Here is an 18,414-nt window from a genome sequence, read left to right on the forward strand (position 1 = left end):
CCGAGCCCGAGGAAGCGGCGCGCGCCGGCCATCGTCTGGCCGGGGTCGTGGTGTGCTATCCCGGTGCGATCATTCCGCGCTATGCCATGCCGCCGAAGAAGGCGCCTCGTCCCCCACCATCCCGCAAGGCCTCGCAATGACAACGACATCGAAGCAGGACCAGATCGCCGAGCTGATCCGACAGGCCACCGTGATCCCGGTGCTGACCATCGAGCGGCTGGCCGACGCGGTCCCGCTCGCCAAGGCGCTGGTCGCGGGCGGCGTGCGGACGCTCGAGGTGACGCTGCGTACGGCGGTCGCGGTCGATGCGGCCAAGGCCATTATCGCCGAGGTGCCCGATGCGGTGGTCGGGATCGGCACGATCCTCAATGGCGACGATCTGGCGCGCGCCGAGGCGCTCGGCGCCAAATTCGGCATCAGCCCGGGCGCGACGCCCGAACTGCTGAAGGCGGTCGCTGCCAGTCGGCTGCCGTTCGCGCCGGGGATCGCAACCGCCTCCGAGCTGATGCAGGCACTGGCGCACGGTTTCGACGTCGTCAAATTCTTCCCCGCCGAGCAGGCCGGCGGTATCAAGGCACTGCGCGCCTTGGCCGGTCCATTCCCACACGTCAGGGTCTGCCCGACGGGCGGTATCGGCGAGGCCAATGCGGCGACCTGGCTCGCCGAGCCCAATGTGCTGGCGGTCGGTGGTTCCTGGCTGTGCCCGGCGGCCGATATCCGCGCCGGCAACTGGGCGGGCATAACCGCCATGTGCGCGAAGGCGATGAAAACGCTGAAAGCCGCCTGAAGATACGCTACATAACTCCCGAACACGAACAGGGAGATACGGCCATGACAGCCAGCATTGTGGGTTGGGCGCACACGCCATTCGGAAAGTTTGACGCGGAGACCGTCGAAGGCCTCGTCGTCAAGGTCGCCAACGAGGCGCTCGCCGATGCCGGCATTGCCGCGTCGGACGTCGACGAGATCATGCTCGGCCATTTCAACGCCGGCTTCTCGCCGCAGGATTTTACGGCGTCTCTGGTGCTGCAGGCCAATCCGGCGCTGCGCTTCAAGCCGACCACCCGCGTCGAGAACGCCTGCGCCACCGGATCGGCCGCGGTGCACCAGGGCATTCGTGCCATCGAGGCGGGCGCTGCGAAGATCGTGCTGGTCGTCGGCGTCGAGCAGATGACGAAGACGCCGGGCCCGGAGATCGGCAAGAACCTCCTGAAGGCGTCCTATCTGCCCGAGGACGGCGACACAGTCGGCGGCTTCGCCGGCGTGTTCGGCAAGATCGCGCAGGCCTATTTCCAGAAATACGGCGACCAGTCCGATGCGCTGGCGATGATCGCCGCCAAGAACCACAAGAACGGCGTCGCCAACCCCTACGCGCAGATTCGCAAGGATTTCGGCTTCGAGTTCTGCCGCGCCGAGAGCGACAAGAACCCGTTCGTCGCCGGCCCCTTGAAGCGCACCGACTGCTCGCTGGTCTCGGACGGCGCCGCCGCGCTGGTGCTGACCGATGCCGAGACCGCCAAGACCATGGGCAAGGCGGTGAACATCCGCGCCACCGCCCATGCGCAGGATTTCCTGCCGATGTCCAAGCGCGACATCCTGCAGTTCGAAGGCTGCACTATTGCCTGGCAGCGCGCGCTGCAAAAGGCCGGCCTGCAGCTCTCCGATCTCTCCTTCGTCGAGACCCACGACTGCTTCACGGTCGCCGAGCTGATCGAATATGAAGCGATGGGCCTGACGCCGAAGGGGCAGGGCGCGTGCGCGATCATGGAAGGCTGGACCCAGAAGGACGGCAAGCTGCCGGTCAATCCGTCCGGCGGCCTCAAGGCCAAGGGCCATCCGATCGGCGCCACCGGCGTCTCCATGCACGTGATGAGCGCGATGCAGCTCACGGGGCAGGCGCCCGAGGGCATGCAGCTCAAGAACCCGCAGATCGGCGGCATCTTCAACATGGGCGGCGCTGCGGTCGCCAACTACGTCTCGATCCTCGAGCCGGCGAAGTAGCTTGAACATTGCCGAATGGCTGGCGGCGACGGCACGGGCGCGTCCCGACGCGCCGGCGCTGCTGACCGGCTTCGACCTTGACGCCGACTACGCAACCTTTGCCCGCCGCGCCGCCTCGATCGGGGCGGCGCTGGCGCGCGATCACGGCATCGCCGCCGGCGACCGCATTGCGCTGTTTGCATCGAACTGCACGCAATATCTCGAATGCCTCTATGGCATCTGGTGGATCGGCGCCGCCGCGATCCCGATCAACGCCAAGCTGCACGGCCGCGAGGCGGCATGGATCTGCGGCAATGGCGGCGCCAAACTGGCTTTCGTGTCCGACGACACGATCGGTGCGCTGCTTGAGGCGAAGGACGACTGCCCCGCCGGCATGACCATGCTGTCGGTCGACAGCGACGCGTACAGGCCGATGCGAAGCGGCGAGGGGCCAGCTGCGCCATTGCCGCGCGAAAGCAACGATCTTGCCTGGCTGTTCTACACCTCAGGCACGACAGGTCGACCCAAGGGCGTGATGCTCAGCCACGGCAATCTGGTTGCGATGTCGCTGTGCTATCTCGCCGACGTCGATCCGGCGACGCCGAATGACGCCTCGCTTTATGCCGCGCCGATCTCGCATGGCGCCGGCCTCTACAATTTCCCGCATGTCCGGATGGGCGGCCGCCACGTCGTTCCCGAGTCCGGCGGCTTCGATCCGGACGAGGTGCTCAACCTCGGCCGCCAGCTCGACAATGTCGTGATGTTCGCGGCGCCGACCATGGTGCGCCGTCTGGTCGATGCCGCCAAGAAGCGCGGCGAGAACGGCGAGGGACTGCGCACCATCATCTATGGCGGCGGGCCGATGTACACGGCCGACATCACCGATGCGATCGCGACCATGGGCCAGCGCTTCGTGCAGATCTATGGCCAGGGCGAGTCGCCGATGACGATCACGGCGCTGTCGCGCGACTGGCACCGCGCAAGCGATCATCCCCGGTATCTCGAACGGCTGGCTTCGGTCGGCACCGCGCAGAGCGTCGTCACCGTGCGCATCACCGACAAGGACGGCAAGCCGTTGCCCGCAGGCGAGACCGGCGAGATCGAGGTCAAGGGCTTAGCCGTGATGCTCGGCTACTGGAACAATCCGAAGGCCAATGCCGAGACGCTGAAGGACGGCTGGCTGCGCACCGGCGATGTCGGCCGCCTCGATGCCGACGGTTTCCTGACGCTGTCCGACCGTTCCAAGGACGTGATCATCTCCGGCGGCACCAACATCTATCCGCGCGAGGTCGAGGAAGCGCTGCTGACGCATCCTGATGTCCGCGAGGTCTCGGCGATTGGTGTGCCGGATCCGGAATGGGGCGAGATCGTCGTCGCCTGCGTCGTGCTCGAGGACGGTGCCGCCGCCGACGACGGCAGGCTCGACGCGCATTGCCTTGCCTCGATCGCCCGCTTCAAGCGGCCGAAGCGCTATGTCTATCTCGATGCCCTGCCGAAGAACAATTATGGCAAGGTGCTGAAGACCGCGCTGCGGGAGATGATGGCCAAAGGATAGGCCAAGGGATCTGCAAAGGGATAGGCCGCGGCCTCCCGTCGCGCTAAGCTGCTTGCGCCTGTCACCGGGAGAACGGACCATGGGAATCGAGACGTCTCTGTCGCTGTCGGAAGTGAACGATCGCATTGCAATCCTCCGGGACAATATCAGGCAGCTGATCGAGCAGGCCGCGGGTGCCGCGGGCGCGGAAGTCGAGGAGCGCATCGCCGAGCGGCTCGAGCAGCAGAATGCGGAACTGGAAAAGCTCCTGAAGGCGCGCGAGACGATGACCGGGCAGTAAGCGGCATCGGGCCGGCGGTGGGCTTCGTCTTGCCCGCCCTGAGTTCCGCCGCGCGGAAACGATCCGGCCGCCGCCGCGCATACGCCCATACGCCCGGCGCAGCTTGATCTCGGCGAATAGCTCCCGTTAGTAGGCATGATCCGGAAAGTGCGAAGCGGCTTTCCGGAAAGCTCATGCTCAAATGACGCCAAGCGCGATGACGCTCGCCTGATCTCATCACGCTTTAGCTGCGTAACCAGAACATCCGGGAGCGAACAGGACGATGGGACCACTGCAGGGTATCAAGGTCGTCGATATGACGACCGTGCTGATGGGACCCTATGCCACCCAGATGCTCGGCGACTACGGCGCCGAGGTCATCAAGGTGGAATCGCCCGACGGCGACGTGACGCGGCAGATCGGTCCGACCCGGCATCCCGGTATGGGGCCGGTGTTCCTCAACACCAACCGCAGCAAGCGTTCGGTCTGCCTCGACCTGAAGAAGCTGGCGGGGCGCGAGGCCGTGCTACGGCTGATCGCGCAGGCCGACGTGCTGGTCTACAATGTGCGCCCACAGGCGATGGCGCGGCTGCAGCTCGGTTACGACGTCGTCGCCAAAGTCAATCCGCGGTTGATCTATGCCGGCGTGTTCGGCTTCGGCCAGGAGGGCCCGTATGCAGCTAAACCCGCTTACGACGACCTGATCCAGGGCGCCACCGCGCTGCCGGCGCTGATGGCGCAGACCTCGGACGGCGTGCCGCGCTACGTGCCGAACGCGTTGGTCGATCGCATCGTCGGGCTCACCGCGGTCGGCGCGATCTGCGCGAGCCTCGTGCATCGCGACCGCACGGGGCAGGGCCAGCGCGTCGACATTCCGATGTTCGAGACCATGGCCGGGTTCGTGATGGGCGACCATATGGGCGGGTTGACTTACGATCCGCCGCTCGACAAGGGCGGCTATGCGCGGCATCTGTCGCCGGACCGGCGGCCGTACAAGACCTTGGATGGCTATATCTGCGTGATCGTCTACAACGACAAGCAGTGGGAGAACTTCTTCAAGGCGACCGGCCGCGACGATCTACGCAGCGATCCGAAATTCGCGACCTTCGCCGGCCGCGCCACCAATATCGATGTCGTTTACGCCGAGCTCGCGCGCATCCTGCAGACCAAGACCACGGCCGAGTGGAACGAGATACTCGAAAAGGCCGACGTGCCCGTGATGCCGATGCACGATCTCGAGAGCCTGCTGGAGGACCCGCATATGGTCGCGACCGGCGTCTTCCCCGTGGTCGATCACCCGACCGAGGGCCGCATCCGCAGCATGACGCCGTCGGCGCGCTGGTCGGAGACCAAGGTCGAACCAAGCCGGCTGGCGCCGCGGCTCGGCGAGCACAGCGCGGAGATCTTGCGCGAGGCAGGTTTCTCGACCGATGAGATCGCGGCGATGGTGCGCGACGGCGCGGCCAAAGTGGTGAAGGCATAGGAGCACGACAGATGGATTTCGCACTCTCCGCCAACCAGGAGTCGATCCGCGACGCCGTCGCCAAGATCTGCACCCGCTTTGACGAAGCCTACTGGCTGAAGAAGGACAAGGAGGGCGGCTATCCGGCCGACTTCCATCGCGCGCTGGCCGATGCCGGCTGGCTCGGCATCTGTATCCCCGAGGAGTATGGCGGCTCCGGGCTCGGCATCACCGATGCTGCGATCATGATGCGCACGATCTCCGAATCCGGCGCCGGCATGTCCGGCGCATCCGCTGTGCACATGAACGTGTTCGGGCTCAATCCGGTGGTGGTGTTCGGCACCAAGGAGCAGTGCCAGCGCATGCTGCCGCCGATCATCGACGGCCGCGACAAGTCCTGCTTTGCGGTGACCGAGCCCAATACCGGCCTCAACACCACCCAGCTCAAGACCCGCGCCGTGCGCCAGGGCGACAAATACATCGTCAACGGCCAGAAGGTGTGGATCTCGACCGCGCAGGTCGCCAACAAGATCCTGCTGCTCGCGCGCACCACGCCGCTGGAGGAGGTACGTAGCCCGACCCACGGCCTCAGCCTGTTCTACACCGACTTCGACCGCAAGCGCGTCACCGTGCACGAGATCGAGAAGATGGGCCGCAAGCCCGTCGACTCCAACGAGCTGTTCTTCGAGAACTTCGAGATCCCGGTCGAGGATCGCATCGGCGAGGAAGGCCGCGGCTTCGAATATATCCTGCACGGCATGAACCCCGAGCGCATCCTGATCGCAGCAGAAGCGGTCGGCCTCGGCCAGATCGCGCTGAAGCGGGCGTCGGAATACGCCAAGGGCCGCATCGTGTTCAACCGTCCGATCGGCATGAACCAGGGGATCCAGCATCCGCTGGCGAAGTGCTGGATGGAGCTCGAGGCTGCCTGGTTGATGGTGCTGCGCGCCGGCTGGCAATATGACCAGAACCTGCCGTGCGGCCCCGCCGCGAACGCGGCAAAATATCTCGCAGCGGAAGCAGGCTTTCACGCCTGCGAGCAAGCGGTGATGACCCATGGCGGCTTCGGCTACGCCAAGGAGTATCACGTCGAGCGCTATTTCAGGGAATCGCTGATCCCGCGCATCGCGCCGATCAGCCCGCAGCTCATCCTCAGCTTCATCGGCGAGAAGGTGCTCGGCCTTCCGAAGTCGTATTGATGGTTGGGAATTTCCACAGCGTCATTCCGGGATGCGCCGTCAGGCGCAGGCCACAGATGCGCAATTGCGCATCGGGGAATCCATCGGGCCACATGCGAAGCCGGTGAAATGGCTTCCGGGCTCGCCGCTTCGCGGCGCCCCGGAATGACGACGGAGAGGGTGGAGACAAGATGAGCTTCGTCACCGGCGTCGGCCTCACGTCCTACGGCAAGCATGAGGACCTGTCCTCGCTCGACCTGATGAGCAAGGCGGCCGAACTCGCGATCTCCGATGCCGGACTGAAGCGCGCCGACATCGACGGTATCCTGTGCGGTTATTCCACCGTCTCGCCGCACATCATGCTGGCCACGGTATTCGCCGAGCACTTTGGTATTCGTCCGTCCTATGCTCACGCCGTGCAGGTCGGCGGCGCCACCGGGCTTGCGATGACCATGCTGGCGCATCACCTTGTCGATGCCGGCGTGGCGAAGCATGTGCTGGTGGTCGGCGGCGAGAACCGGCTGACCGGGCAGAGCCGCGACGCTTCGATCCAGGCGCTGGCCCAGGTCGGCCATCCCGATTACGAGGTGACGCTGGGGCCGACGATCCCGGCCTACTACGGCCTGGTCGCGACGCGTTACATGCATGAGTACGGCCTCACGCAGGAAGACCTCGCCGAGTTCGCGGTGCTGATGCGCAAGCACGCGCTGATGCATCCCGGCGCGCAATTCCACGAGCCGATCACGGTTTCCGACGTGATGGCTTCGAAGCCGGTGGCGATCCCGCTCAAACTGCTCGACTGCTGCCCGGTGTCCGACGGCGGTGCGGCGTGCGTGATCAGCCGCGAGCCGACCGGCGAGCGGCGGGTTCGCGTCCGCGGCTGCGCCCAGGCGCATACCCATCAGCACATCACGGCGGCGCCCGCGCTGAGCGAGCTCGGTGCGGAGATTTCGATTGCGAAGGCAAAAGCGGCGTCGGGTGTCGCGATATCGGACGTGCGTTACGCCGCGGTCTACGACAGCTTCACGATCACGCTGGCGATGCTGCTGGAGGATCTCGGCCTTGCCGAGCGCGGCGAGGCGGCGTCGCGGGTGCGCGCCGGCTATTTCAATCAGGATGGCGAGATGCCGCTCAACACCCATGGCGGCCTGCTCAGCTACGGCCATTGCGGTGTCGGCGGCGCGATGGCGCATCTGGTCGAAACCCACCTGCAGATGACCGGCCGCGCCGGAAATCGCCAGGTCCGCGACGCCTCGGTTGCGTTGCTGCACGGCGACGGCGGCGTGCTGTCCTCCCATGTCAGCATGTTCCTGGAGCGCGTGCGATGAGCGAACCGATCGCTGACTGGACCAAGGGCGCGGAAGCCATCGTCTATCAGACCTGCAACGCCTGCGGCGCGCGGCAGTATTTCCGCCGCAGCTTCTGCGCCGCCTGCGGCTCGCCCGATCTCGCTGAGCACCGCGCGAGCGGAGCAGGGACCGTGTATGCGACGTCGCTGGTCTGTCGCGCCGCGACACCGGAGACCCGGGCGCATGTGCCCTACAATATCCTGCTCGTGGATGCCGACGAGGGCTTTCGCATGATGGCACATGGCGACAACGACCTCGCCATCGGCGACAAGGTTTTGGCGCGCTTCACGCAATTCGCGGGACGGCTGGTTCCGTATTTCGCAAAGGCGAAATGAGGGGCTGAACGATCCAGTCAGAACGCGAAACCAGGCTGAATTGGTTCGCTCTTGCCCCTCATAGTTTACGGATACTATCGCCAATAGAAGACAAAGCTGGCGATGACGAGCATCGCCGTCACCGCCAGCATTTGCGCAAGCGCTTCCGAGGCCGCCCTCTTGGTGGCTTCCTTCATGCGTTTCCCCTAGACTTGGGCGTGACTCATCGTTGCGCAAATTGCGCGCATGACGGCCAGATTTTGTACTCGGAACACCCCGCGTCGAGCATTCGCTTTTGACGAGTCCCCACTCAGCGAATATCGACTGTGTCAGGGTTGTATGGGAATGCGGCGGCAATTTGACTCGCGCGTGTTGCTCCTGCGACGGTCGGCGGATACTGTTTCGGAACCCGACAGAAACGACAGAGATCAAGGTTAGGAAATGGCCCGTATCGACTACTCCGATCCCGCGAAGGCAAGCCCGCGCACCCGCGAGATCCTCGACAAGAACCGCAACGCCAACATCTTTCGCATGATGGCCCATTCGCCGAGCTACTTTGAGCAGTACTGCCGGCTCGGCGGCGCGATCCGCCACAAAGGCGAACTCGATCCCGTCGTGCGCGAGCTTGCGATCACCCGCACCGGCATTCTCTGCGAGGCGCCTTACGAGATCGTCGCACACAAGCGCATCGGGAAGAATGTCGGCGTCACCGATGAGCAGAACGCTGCGCTGGACAACTGGCAGTCCGCGAGCTGCTTCAACGAGGTGCAGCGCGCGGCACTCACCTTCACCGACGAGATCGTCAAGCTGAAGAAGCCGACGGATACGACATTCAAGGCGATCGCGGCGCTGTTGACGCCGGGTGCACTGATCGAGCTGCAGCTCTCGGTCGGCTTCTACATCATGACGTCGAAATTTCTCGAGACGTTCGAGATCGACATGCAGCCGGTGACGGAAGTGGTAAGCTGAACGGCTCGCGCCGCGGAGTTCTTCGCCTCGCCCCGCTTGCGGGGTGAGGCCGGACTGCATGGAGCGAAGCGGAATGCGGTCCGGGTGAGGGGGGCTCTCCGCGAGTTCGTCTCTCGGTCATTGTGCGGATGCAGCCCCTCACCCCAGCCTTCTCCCCGTAAGAACGGGGCGAGGGGGGAAGCAAGATCTACCCCGACGTCAGCAGGTCCACCTTCGCATTCGCCACGATCAGCCGCTCGGCGAGGATCTGCGCGAGGTTGCGCATGATCCGTTCGCCGGCGCGCGGGTGCTGCTCGCGAAACCGCTCGAAATCCTGGATCGCCACCTCGTAGGCGGTGGCCGACATGTCGGCGATCACATCTGCCGAGCGTTTCGGCTCCAGCAGCGCCATCTCGCCGAACGCCATGCCGGCGGTCAGCGTCGCGAGCCGGATGCCGTCGGGCAGGGTGACGTGGACCACGCCGCTGCGCAGGAAGAACAGCGAGGTCGCCTCACTGCCCGCGGCAATGATCTTCTCGTTGGGCTGGTAGGTCCTGACCGTGCAAAGCGCAGTGAGATCGGCGATATCAGCTTCGCTCAGCCCGGCGAGCAGCGGCTGCTCCGAAAGCTCTGTCGTTTCCAGGAAGTCGATCGAGCCGCCATAGCGGTAGACGATCTGGTCCTCGGCCCATTCGATCGCGGTGTCGAGCAGATAGAAATCCCTGATATTGCCGAGGCGGTTGGTCCACTCGCTGATCGTGGTCCATTCGCGCGAGGTCCGCTTGATGCCGGAGAGGATCACGGTGACGCCGAGCTCGGCCAGCTCCTGGAAAGCTTCCGCCACCAGCCGGGCGCCGGCGCGGGTTGTCGCGGTGACGCGGCGCAGGTCAAAGATCACGAACGCAGGCCGCGGGCTGCCGGCGAGGCGGCGCGAGACATAGTCGACGTTGGAGAGCGACAGCGTGCCGACCAGCTCAATCACGCGCACCTCCTGGAAGTGCTTTGCCAGGATCTCCTGTTCCTGCGGGCGGCGCAGGCGCCGCGACGGGTTCTTGCCGATATTGTAGTCGGCGATGATGCTGTGGCGGGCATCGTCGCTGCGGTTCAGCATGTGCAGGTCGTAATGCCCCGACAGCGCCTCGCAGACCTTGATGCCGCGCACGCTGTTGCCGTGCTTGTCGAGCTTTGGCGAATAGCTGCCGAGCCCGAGCCGGGCCGGCAACGCCGCCAGGATGCCGCCGCCGACGCCGCTCTTGGCGGGGATGCCGACGCGGTAGATCCATTCGCCGGCGTAGTCGTACATCCCCGACGAGGTCATCACCGACAGCGTGCGCGCGATCGCGTAAGGCGTCACCACCTGCTCGCCGGTCAGCGGATTGATGCCGCGGTTGGCCAGGGTCGCCGCCATTACGGCGGTATCGCGCGCGGTGACGAGGATGGCGCATTGCCGGAAATAGACGTCGAGCACTGCAGGCACGTTCTCGGTGATCACGCTGTTGGTGCGCAAGAGATAGCCGATCGCCCGGTTGCGATCGCCGGTGGCGCTCTCGGAGGCATAGACTGCCTCGTCGACATCGAGCTCGCGGCCGGCGAAGCGGCCGAGCGCCTGGCGGATGTAGTCGAATGCGCCGTCGCCCTTGTCGGCATGGAGCAGGCCGGAGCAGGCGATTGCGCCGGCATTCACCATCGCATTGAACGGGTGGTTATCGGCATTGAGCCGGATCGAATTGAAGGGGTCGCCGGACGGCTCGACGCCGATCACGCTCTCCACCCGTTCGGCGCCGAGCGTGTCGAGCGCCAGCGCGAACACGAACGGTTTTGACATCGACTGGATGGTGAAGGGCACCCTGCTGTCGCCGACCTCATAGACATGGCCGTCGAGCGTCGCGAGGCTGATGCCAAAATGGGCGGGGTCGGCCTTGCCGAGCTCGGGGATGTAGTCGGCCACCGCGCCGCCGGCCTCCGGCAGGAAGTCTGCGTAACAAGCGTGCAGAAACCGCAGCAGCGGCGGCTTCGAGCTGGACCAGGCCGTGGTGGTGGCGGTGACGGGAGGCGGCGATCGTTTCATCGCCTCCTGTTGTGCAACGCAATCAGGGCGCGCGCAACTGAGCGCGCACCGACGTCAGCTGTGAAGCGATCGGTCCGGGTCGGACGCCATCCGACGGCTGCGGTCTCCGAACCGATGATCACAAAGCGAGCGGTTGCTCGGTATTTGTTTTGTCATGCGAAACTTTTCGCTCGGAAATGTTTCGCAAGCAAAACAGCGTCCGACGCTGCCTGGCTCCAAAGGAGTGGCCGTCGGAGGACGCGGCACGTGGGAATTTGGTCCGCGCGGGCGGCCGGACGGTCCGCCGTCAGGTCTCGACGATCGCGACGGCCTGGCCTTCGGCGATGACGTCATCAATCCTGACCAGAATCGACTTGATTTTGCCTGCCGTCGTCGACGTGACCGGTATTTCCATCTTCATCGCTTCGACGAACGCGATCTCGTCGCCATCGCCGATATTGCTGCCGGCCTCAACAGGAAGCGCGCAAACGCGCCCGGCAACTTCGGTCACAACCTTGATCTCTGGCATTCCACTCTCCGATACCGTCTTGCGGAAATTTCATCCGGCGAACGGCTTTTTGTTGTGGCGGCAGATTGCCTGAGGTAGCTTCTTCTGCAAGTGGAATTTTATTCCGTAAGACGGAATGGAGCCAAAACAAATGGGACGGCGCTCGGAACGGCTTAGCCGGCAGGGAATGCTCGCCAGCGAGACTGGCGATGGCGATGTCATCCAGGTGGTGTCGCGCGCGTTTGATGTGTTGCGGTGCTTCGAAGGACACGAAGCGCGACTCGGCAATCTCGAAATCTCGAACCGCTGCGGCCTGCCGCGTTCGACGGTGTCGCGCTTGACGCACACGCTGACGCGGATGGGACAGCTCGTCTATCTGCCGCGCGATCAGAAATATCGCATCGGCCCGAGCGCGGTCGCGATGAGCACCTCGATGATGAAGGGGCTGCAGCTGCGCAACCTGATCCGGCTGCGTTTGCAGGATGTCGCCGACCAGTTGCCCGGCACCGTGGGCTTCGTGATCCCTGACCGCTTTCATCTGGTCTACCTGGAGTTCGCCCGCGCGGCGAACGCGCTCGGCCTGCATGAGGCCACCGGCAGCCGTATCTCGATGGCGACCACCGCCGCCGGCCACGCCTATACCGCAGCGCTCGATCCCGCGATCGGCGACGCGCTGATATCAGAGATGGAAGGCGAGTTGCCGGACAGTGCCAAGATGCTGACGCCGCGCATCGCGGCCAACCGCCGTCATTTGCAGGAGCACGGCTACGTCGTCGCCTGCGGCCTGTGGAGCCCGCACATCAACGGCGTCGCGGTGCCGCTGTGGTCACCGCAATACCAGACCTATGTGGTCACCACGATCGGCTTGCTCTCGGCGATGTATGACGAGCAGCGGCTGCATCGCGAGGTCGCGCCGCTGATGGTCGACCTCGCCGCCGCGGTCGGCAGCCTGCTCGAAGGCGCCGACGGCGACATCTTCAGCAATCGGATCGAACGCAAGTCGCTTCCGGTGGCCCCCCATAACAACAACAAAATCATCAAGACGGAGGCAATGCATGAACTGGAAGCCGGAACTCGACGACCTCGCCCGGCGCGAAGCGTTCGCGCGGGAGATGGGAGGCGTTGACAAGGTCAAGCGGCAACGCGACCAGGGCCGGCTCACGGTTCGTGAGCGTATCGACAAGCTCGTCGACCAGAACAGCTTCCACGAGGTCGGTGCCATCTCCGGCATCGCCGAATACGACGAGAGCAACGAACTCAAGCATCTGACGCCGGCGAACTGCGTGTTCGGCCGCGCCAGGGTCGATGGCCGCACCGTGGTCGTCGTCGGCGACGATTTCACCGTGCGCGGCGGCTCGGCCGATGCATCGATTTCCGCTAAGCCGCTGATGGCGGAGGAGATGGCGCACGACTTCCGCCTGCCGATCGTCCGCGTGATCGAGGGCTCGGGCGGCGGCGGCTCGGTCAAGACAATCGAGACCAGGGGCGCGGCCAATCTGCCCGGCGGTGTCGGCGGCACGCGCTGGTACTGGTACACGACCGCCAATCTGGCGCGCGTGCCGGTGGTCGGTCTCGGCCTCGGCTCGGTCGCGGGCTTAGGTGCCGCGCGGCTGGCGGCCACGCATTACTCGGTCATGACCAAGAGCTCCGCGATGTTCGTCGCCGGCCCGCCGGTGGTGAAGCGCCTGGGGCAGGATCTGACCAAGCAGGAGCTCGGCGGTGCCGACATCCAGACCCGCGCCGGTGCGATCGACCAGGCCGTCGAGACGGAAGAGGAGGCGTTCGACTACGCGCGGCGCTTCCTGTCCTATCTGCCGGCGTCGGTCTACGATCTGCCGCCGACCATTCCCTGCACCGACGACCCGGAACGCGCCGAGGAAGCGCTGCTGAAGGCAGTGCCGCGCAATCGCAAGCAGGTCTACAAGATGCGGCCGATCATCGATACGGTCGTCGACAAGGGCTCGTTCTTCGAGGTCGCCAGCAATTTCGGCCGGCCTGTGATCACCGGACTGGCACGGATCGAGGGCCGTGCGGTGCTGCTGCTCGCCAGCGACCCCTTCCACTATGGCGGCTCGTGGACTTCGGACGCCTGCCAGAAGGTGGTGCGCTGGGTCGACTTCGCCGAGACCTTCCATCTGCCGGTGGTCTATCTGATGGACTGCCCCGGCTTCATGATCGGGCTCGAGGCCGAGAAGTCGGCGACCATCCGCCACGGCGTGCGGGCGATGGCGGCGGTCAACCAGAGCACGGTGCCGTGGTGCACCATCATCATCCGCAACGCCTTCGGTGTCGCCGGCGTGGTGCATCAGCCGGCCAACCGCTTCTCGATGCGCTATGCCTGGCCGTCGGCCTATTGGGGCTCGTTGCCGCTCGAGGGCGGCATCGAGGCCGCCTATCGCGCCGAGATCGATGCGGCCAGCGATCCCGCCGCCAAGCTGCGCGAGATCGAGGACCGCCTCAACAAGCTGCGCTCGCCGTTCCGCTCGGCCGAGAAGTTCTGGGTCGAGGAGGTGATCGATCCGCGCAAGACGCGCTCGCTGCTCTGCGAGTTCGCGCGTCTCGCCGAGCCGATCCGCAAGGCCGGCCCACCGAGCAACATGTCGACGCGGCCGTAGCGTTCTCTCCAACCGTCATTGCGAGAAGCGTAGCGACGAAGCAATCGATATCTCCGCAAGCGGTGACATGGATTGCTTCGCTTCGCTCGCAATGACGGTCGAAGGAGCGACCTTATTTATTCTGCTTCGCGATGCACGTCGTGGATCACGATGCCCATGCCGTTCTCGGGCATCTTGATCCATTCGCGCCGCTTCAGCGTGCGCTTGGTGTCCTCGTGTCCGCTCGCCTAGTGCTCGCGCATCGAGGTGCCGGAGAATTCGTGGTCCTTGGCGTCGCCCTCATAGGCTTTCTGCTGATAGATCAGCTGCAGCAGCGTGATCCCTGGCAGCCGGCTGTTCGCCTTCTTGAGCTGGCGCTCCTCGTCCGACAATTGGTCGTCTTCGGCCGCTAGCTTCCGCGCAATATTTTCCAACGAGGGGTTATTGCGATGCGCAGGGAAGATCTGCTCAAGCTTCCGTCCATGCCGGCCGCCGGCCCGAGCTATCCCGCCGGTCCCTACCGCTTCATCGATCGCGAATTCCTTGTCATCACCTATGAGACCCGATCCGGAGCTGATCCGCGCCGCGCTGCCCGAGCCGCTGGAGCCGACCGAGCAGTCGATCGTGCATTACGAATGGATCAAGATGCCCGATAGCTCCGGCTTCGGCAGCTACACCGAGTCCGGCCTGGTGATCCCCGCGCGGCTGCATGGCGAAGAGATCAACTTCGTCTGCCAGATGTATCTCGACGATGATCCGCCGATCGCGGCCGGCCGCGAGATCTGGGGCTTTCCGAAGAAGTACGCCCATCCCAAGCTCGAGATCGTCAAGGACACGCTGACCGGCACGCTGGAATATGCCGGCCAGCTCGTCGCGATGGGCACGATGGGCTACAAGCACGAGAGCATGGCGGGCAACGGCGACATCACCCGCGCGACGCTGTCGAAGACGCAAGTCAATCTGAAGATGATCCCCGGCGTCGACGGTCATCTCGAGATCTGCCAGCTGGTTGCGATCAACCTGACCGACATCGTCGTCAAGGGATCGTGGATCGGTCCCGGCCGGCTGCATTTCGTGCCGCACGTCAATGCACCCGTCGCAGACTTCCCGGTCAAGCGCGTCGTCGGCGCGCATCATTACATCGCCGATTTGACGCTGCCGTTCGGCCGCATCGTGCACGACTACAACAAGGAAGTCGAAGAGGCGGCGGCACCGACCGGTCTCGCCGCGGAGTAGCACGCAGCGAAGCTCGATCAGGCCGCGACCGGTTTCGCCTCCGGCGCGACCTTGGGCTGCGGCCGCGAGATCGCCAGCACACTCAGCGCGGCGATGACGCAGAGCGCGCCGGCGATGAAGAATGCCGGCAGATAGCTCGCATAGAGCGTGCGTGACAGCCCGGCGCCGAACGCGGCGGCGCCGGCGCCGAGCTGATGGCCGGCAAAGATCCAGCCGAACACCAGATTGGCGCGCTCGGCGCCGAACCGCTGCGCGGTCAGGCGGACCGTCGGCGGCACGGTTGCGATCCAGTCGAGCCCGTAGAACATCGCAAACAGCGACAGCCCGTAGAACGTGAAGTCGGAATACGGCAGGTAGAGCAGCGACAGCCCGCGCAGCCCGTAATACCAGAACAGCAGCCGGCGATTGTCGAAGCGGTCCGACAGCCAGCCCGAGATGATGGTGCCGAAGAAATCGAAGATGCCCATCGCGGCGAGCAGGCTCGCGGCCTGCACCTGCGGAATGCCGTAGTCGAGGCACATCGGGATCAGGTGGACCTGGACGAGGCCGTTGGTCGAGGCGCCGCAGACGAAGAAGGTCGCGAACAGGATCCAGAACACCGACGACTTCGAGGAGCCACGCAGCGTGCCGAGCGCGGCCGCCATGATCGGCGCATTGGCCGGCGGCGGCGCGGGGAGCGGCGTCGTGCCTTCGTCGCCGAACGGACGCAGGCCGACATCGCTCGGCCGGTCGCGCATCACCATCAGCACGGCAAAGGCGGCAACGCCGAGCATGACGCAGACGAGGCCAAGCGCGACACGCCAGCCGTAATGCTCGGTGATGGTCGCGAGCAGCGGCAGGAAGGCGAGCTGCCCGGTCGCGACGCTCGCAGTGAGCATACCGATCACGAGGCCGCGTCGCGCGACGAACCAGCGCGTCGCAATCGTCGCGCCGAGCACCAGCGCGGTCATGCCGGTGCCGATCCCGATCACGACGCCCCACAACAGGATCAGCTGCCAGACCTGCGTCATGGCGAGCGAGGCCAACAGTCCCGACACCACGATCAATTGCGCCGCCAGCGTCACGTTGCGCAGGCCGTAGCGGTTCATCAGCGCGGCGGCGAACGGCGCCATCAGCCCGAACAGGATGAAGCGGATCGACAGGGCGGAGGAGATCTCGGCGGTGGACCAGCCGAATTCCTTCTGCAGCGGCACGATGAAGACGCCGGGCGCGCCGACCGTGCCGGCCGAGATCAGCGCGGCAAGGAAGGTCACGGCAACCATCACCCAGCCGTAATGGATGTTGCGGCGGGCGAGGGCGGAAGCAAGCCAGTTCGAGATCATTGGGCCCCGGATGAAATGCAATGAGGGTTCTATTCGTGATGCACAATATGGCACGAGGGAGCTATGGCTAAAATGCCAAAGTTCCCTCGTTTTCGGACTCGGCCGTGGGCCGTTTTAAACTAGTGCGTGACCCGCTCGACCGCGATCGCGGTGGCTTCGCCGTCGCCGATGCACAGTGCAGCGACGCCGCGCTTCAGGTTCTGCGCCTCCAGCGCGTGGAGCAGCGTCACGATCAGCCGCGCGCCGGTGGCGCCGATCGGATGGCCGAGCGCGCAGGCGCCGCCATTGATGTTCAGCCTGTCACGCGGAATTCCGAGATCGCGCTGCGCCGCCATCGCGACCACCGCGAACGCCTCGTTGATCTCGAACAGGTCGACATCGCCGACGCTCCAGCCGACCTTGTCGAGCAGCTTTCTGATCGCCGGGATCGGCGCGGTGGTGAACCATTGCGGCTCCTGGCTGTGGGTGGCGTGGCCCTTGATCTCGGCCAGCACCGGCAGGCCGTCGCGGTCGGCGAGCGAACGTCGCGCCAGGATCAGCGCCGCGGCGCCGTCGGCATTGGCCGAGGAGGCGGCCGGCGTGATGGTGCCATTGGCGCGGAACGCCGGCTTCAGGCGGGGGATCTTTGCCGGATCGACCTTCAGCGGATGCTCGTCATTGGCGATGATGCGCGGACCGGCCTTCTCGGTGAGCGTGATCGGCGCGATCTCGGCTTTGAAGGCGCCGCCCTCAACCGCCTTGCGGGCGCGGCTCAGCGTCTCCATCGCATAGGTGTCCTGGTCGGCGCGGGTGAACTGATAGGCCTCCGCGGTGGCCTCGCCGAAATCGCCCATCGAGCGGCCGGTCTCATAGGCGTCCTCGAGCCCGTCCATCATCATGTGGTCAATGATGCGGTCGTGGCCGGCGCGATAGCCGCCGCGGGCCTTTTGCAGCAGATACGGCGCGTTACTCATGCTCTCCATGCCGCCGGACAGTACGATCTCGGCCGAGCCGGCCTTGATGATGTCGTGCGCCAGCATGGTTGCCTTCATGCCGGAGCCGCAGACCTTGTTGACGGTGGTGGCACCTGTGGCATCCGGCAGCCCTGCGCCGCGCGCCGCCTGGCGGGCAGGGGCCTGGCCCTGGCCGGCGGGCAGCACGTTGCCCATGAAAACCTCGTCGATGCGTTCAGGCGCAAGCTTTGCACGCTCGAGCGCCGCGCCGATCACATGCGAGCCGAGTCTGTGTGCGGCAAGCGGCGTGAGTTCGCCCATGAAGCGGCCGAGCGGGGTGCGGGCGGCGGAGAGGATGACGACGGGATCGGCGCTGGATGCCATGGCAGGATTCCCTTCAATGCCGGGGATTTGATTGAATTATATGCATCATATGATGCAATGCAAAAAATGCAACTCCGCCGGTCATGACAAAATGTCGTGTTCGCGTGAATGAGAGGCCGGGATAGTTCCGCAATCACCACTGTCGTTCTGGCGAAAGCCAGGACCCATTACCCCAAATGCGAATTGTTGCGCGACGCTGGGGCAACGCTCGTTTCCGACAACCAAAGCCGGTGGTTATGGGTCCTGGCTTTCGCCAGGACGACGATGAGGATGAGGACGCAGCTTCGCATTCTCGCGACACGATCTGTCCGAGTCTTGCTCTTCGTTCCGCCCTCTCTTGAACAAA

16 protein-coding genes and 2 pseudogenes are annotated in these 18,414 nt (G+C 65.0%); 13 read left to right on the forward strand and 5 right to left on the reverse strand.

Annotated elements, in window-relative coordinates; genetic code table 11:
• The 10 genes and pseudogenes from H8B02_RS32805 to H8B02_RS32850 form a co-directional block, all read left to right on the forward strand.
• Positions 1-140 (forward strand): annotated as a pseudogene (locus H8B02_RS32805) (sugar kinase); the annotation flags it as partial.
• The gene (gene eda / locus H8B02_RS32810; RefSeq protein WP_229170035.1) at positions 137-787 is read left to right on the forward strand and encodes a bifunctional 4-hydroxy-2-oxoglutarate aldolase/2-dehydro-3-deoxy-phosphogluconate aldolase; all 651 of its coding nucleotides are present in this window, start codon (positions 137-139) and stop codon (positions 785-787) included. The pseudogene H8B02_RS32805 and the gene eda, both read left to right, overlap by 4 nt.
• Positions 788-831: 44 nt before the next feature.
• A complete protein-coding gene (locus H8B02_RS32815; RefSeq protein ID WP_229170036.1) occupies positions 832-2,001 on the forward strand; it encodes an acetyl-CoA acetyltransferase in 1,170 nt (389 codons plus the stop codon).
• Position 2,002: 1 nt separating this feature from the next.
• A complete protein-coding gene (locus tag H8B02_RS32820) occupies positions 2,003-3,535 on the forward strand; it encodes a class I adenylate-forming enzyme family protein (RefSeq protein ID WP_229170037.1) in 1,533 nt (510 codons plus the stop codon).
• Between the two features lie 79 nt (positions 3,536-3,614).
• Entirely contained in the window at positions 3,615-3,815 is a 201-nt protein-coding gene (locus H8B02_RS32825; RefSeq protein ID WP_092113071.1) for a hypothetical protein, read from the forward strand.
• A gap of 262 nt (positions 3,816-4,077) precedes the next feature.
• Positions 4,078-5,277, forward strand: coding sequence for a CaiB/BaiF CoA transferase family protein (locus H8B02_RS32830; RefSeq protein ID WP_229170038.1), 1,200 nt, complete (start codon positions 4,078-4,080; stop codon positions 5,275-5,277).
• Positions 5,278-5,288: 11 nt separating this feature from the next.
• Positions 5,289-6,455, forward strand: coding sequence for an acyl-CoA dehydrogenase family protein (locus H8B02_RS32835; RefSeq protein ID WP_092113076.1), 1,167 nt, complete (start codon positions 5,289-5,291; stop codon positions 6,453-6,455).
• Between the two features lie 170 nt (positions 6,456-6,625).
• Entirely contained in the window at positions 6,626-7,762 is a 1,137-nt protein-coding gene (locus H8B02_RS32840; RefSeq protein WP_229170039.1) for a thiolase family protein, read from the forward strand.
• On the forward strand, positions 7,759-8,118 hold the full coding sequence (locus tag H8B02_RS32845) for a Zn-ribbon domain-containing OB-fold protein (RefSeq protein ID WP_229170040.1): 360 nt from the start codon (positions 7,759-7,761) through the stop codon (positions 8,116-8,118). The genes H8B02_RS32840 and H8B02_RS32845 overlap by 4 nt, the downstream gene beginning before the upstream one ends.
• Before the next feature lie 420 nt (positions 8,119-8,538).
• Positions 8,539-9,066, forward strand: coding sequence for a carboxymuconolactone decarboxylase family protein (locus H8B02_RS32850; RefSeq protein WP_229170041.1), 528 nt, complete (start codon positions 8,539-8,541; stop codon positions 9,064-9,066).
• 187 nt (positions 9,067-9,253) lie between these two features.
• On the opposite strand, the gene glsA is transcribed toward H8B02_RS32850, so the two are convergent.
• Both glsA and H8B02_RS32860 read right to left on the reverse strand, forming a co-directional pair.
• Positions 9,254-11,113 carry a glutaminase A gene (glsA, locus tag H8B02_RS32855; RefSeq protein WP_229170042.1) on the reverse strand — a complete coding sequence of 620 codons (1,860 nt, stop codon included), beginning with the start codon at positions 11,111-11,113 and terminating at the stop codon, positions 9,254-9,256.
• A 286-nt stretch (positions 11,114-11,399) separates the two neighbouring features.
• On the reverse strand, positions 11,400-11,621 hold the full coding sequence (locus H8B02_RS32860) for an acyl-CoA carboxylase biotin carboxyl carrier protein subunit (RefSeq protein ID WP_092113090.1): 222 nt from the start codon (positions 11,619-11,621) through the stop codon (positions 11,400-11,402).
• Positions 11,622-11,751: 130 nt separating this feature from the next.
• Here H8B02_RS32860 and H8B02_RS32865 point away from each other — a divergent pair, with 130 nt between their 5' ends.
• Both H8B02_RS32865 and H8B02_RS32870 read left to right on the forward strand, forming a co-directional pair.
• Positions 11,752-12,726, forward strand: a complete 975-nt coding sequence (locus H8B02_RS32865) for an IclR family transcriptional regulator (protein WP_229170043.1) — start codon at positions 11,752-11,754, stop codon at positions 12,724-12,726.
• On the forward strand, positions 12,656-14,215 hold the full coding sequence (locus H8B02_RS32870) for an acyl-CoA carboxylase subunit beta (RefSeq protein WP_229170044.1): 1,560 nt from the start codon (positions 12,656-12,658) through the stop codon (positions 14,213-14,215). Before H8B02_RS32865 ends, H8B02_RS32870 begins: the two co-directional genes overlap by 71 nt.
• 227 nt (positions 14,216-14,442) lie before the next feature.
• Here the strand turns inward: H8B02_RS32870 and H8B02_RS49125 are convergent, their stop codons facing one another.
• On the reverse strand, positions 14,443-14,586 hold the full coding sequence (locus tag H8B02_RS49125; protein WP_376711738.1) for a DUF3734 domain-containing protein: 144 nt from the start codon (positions 14,584-14,586) through the stop codon (positions 14,443-14,445).
• A gap of 57 nt (positions 14,587-14,643) precedes the next feature.
• Between H8B02_RS49125 and H8B02_RS32880 the strand changes: the two are divergent.
• Positions 14,644-15,430, forward strand: a pseudogene (locus H8B02_RS32880) (acetoacetate decarboxylase).
• 17 nt (positions 15,431-15,447) lie between these two features.
• Here H8B02_RS32880 and H8B02_RS32885 read toward each other — a convergent pair.
• Entirely contained in the window at positions 15,448-16,752 is a 1,305-nt protein-coding gene (locus H8B02_RS32885; RefSeq protein WP_229170045.1) for an MFS transporter, read from the reverse strand.
• A gap of 119 nt (positions 16,753-16,871) precedes the next feature.
• Positions 16,872-18,068, reverse strand: a complete 1,197-nt coding sequence (locus H8B02_RS32890; protein ID WP_229170046.1) for an acetyl-CoA C-acyltransferase — start codon at positions 18,066-18,068, stop codon at positions 16,872-16,874.
• Between the last annotated feature and the right edge of the window lie 346 nt (positions 18,069-18,414).

Origin of the sequence: Bradyrhizobium altum (assembly GCF_020889705.1) — a bacterium.
Lineage (GTDB): Bacteria > Pseudomonadota > Alphaproteobacteria > Rhizobiales > Xanthobacteraceae > Bradyrhizobium > Bradyrhizobium altum.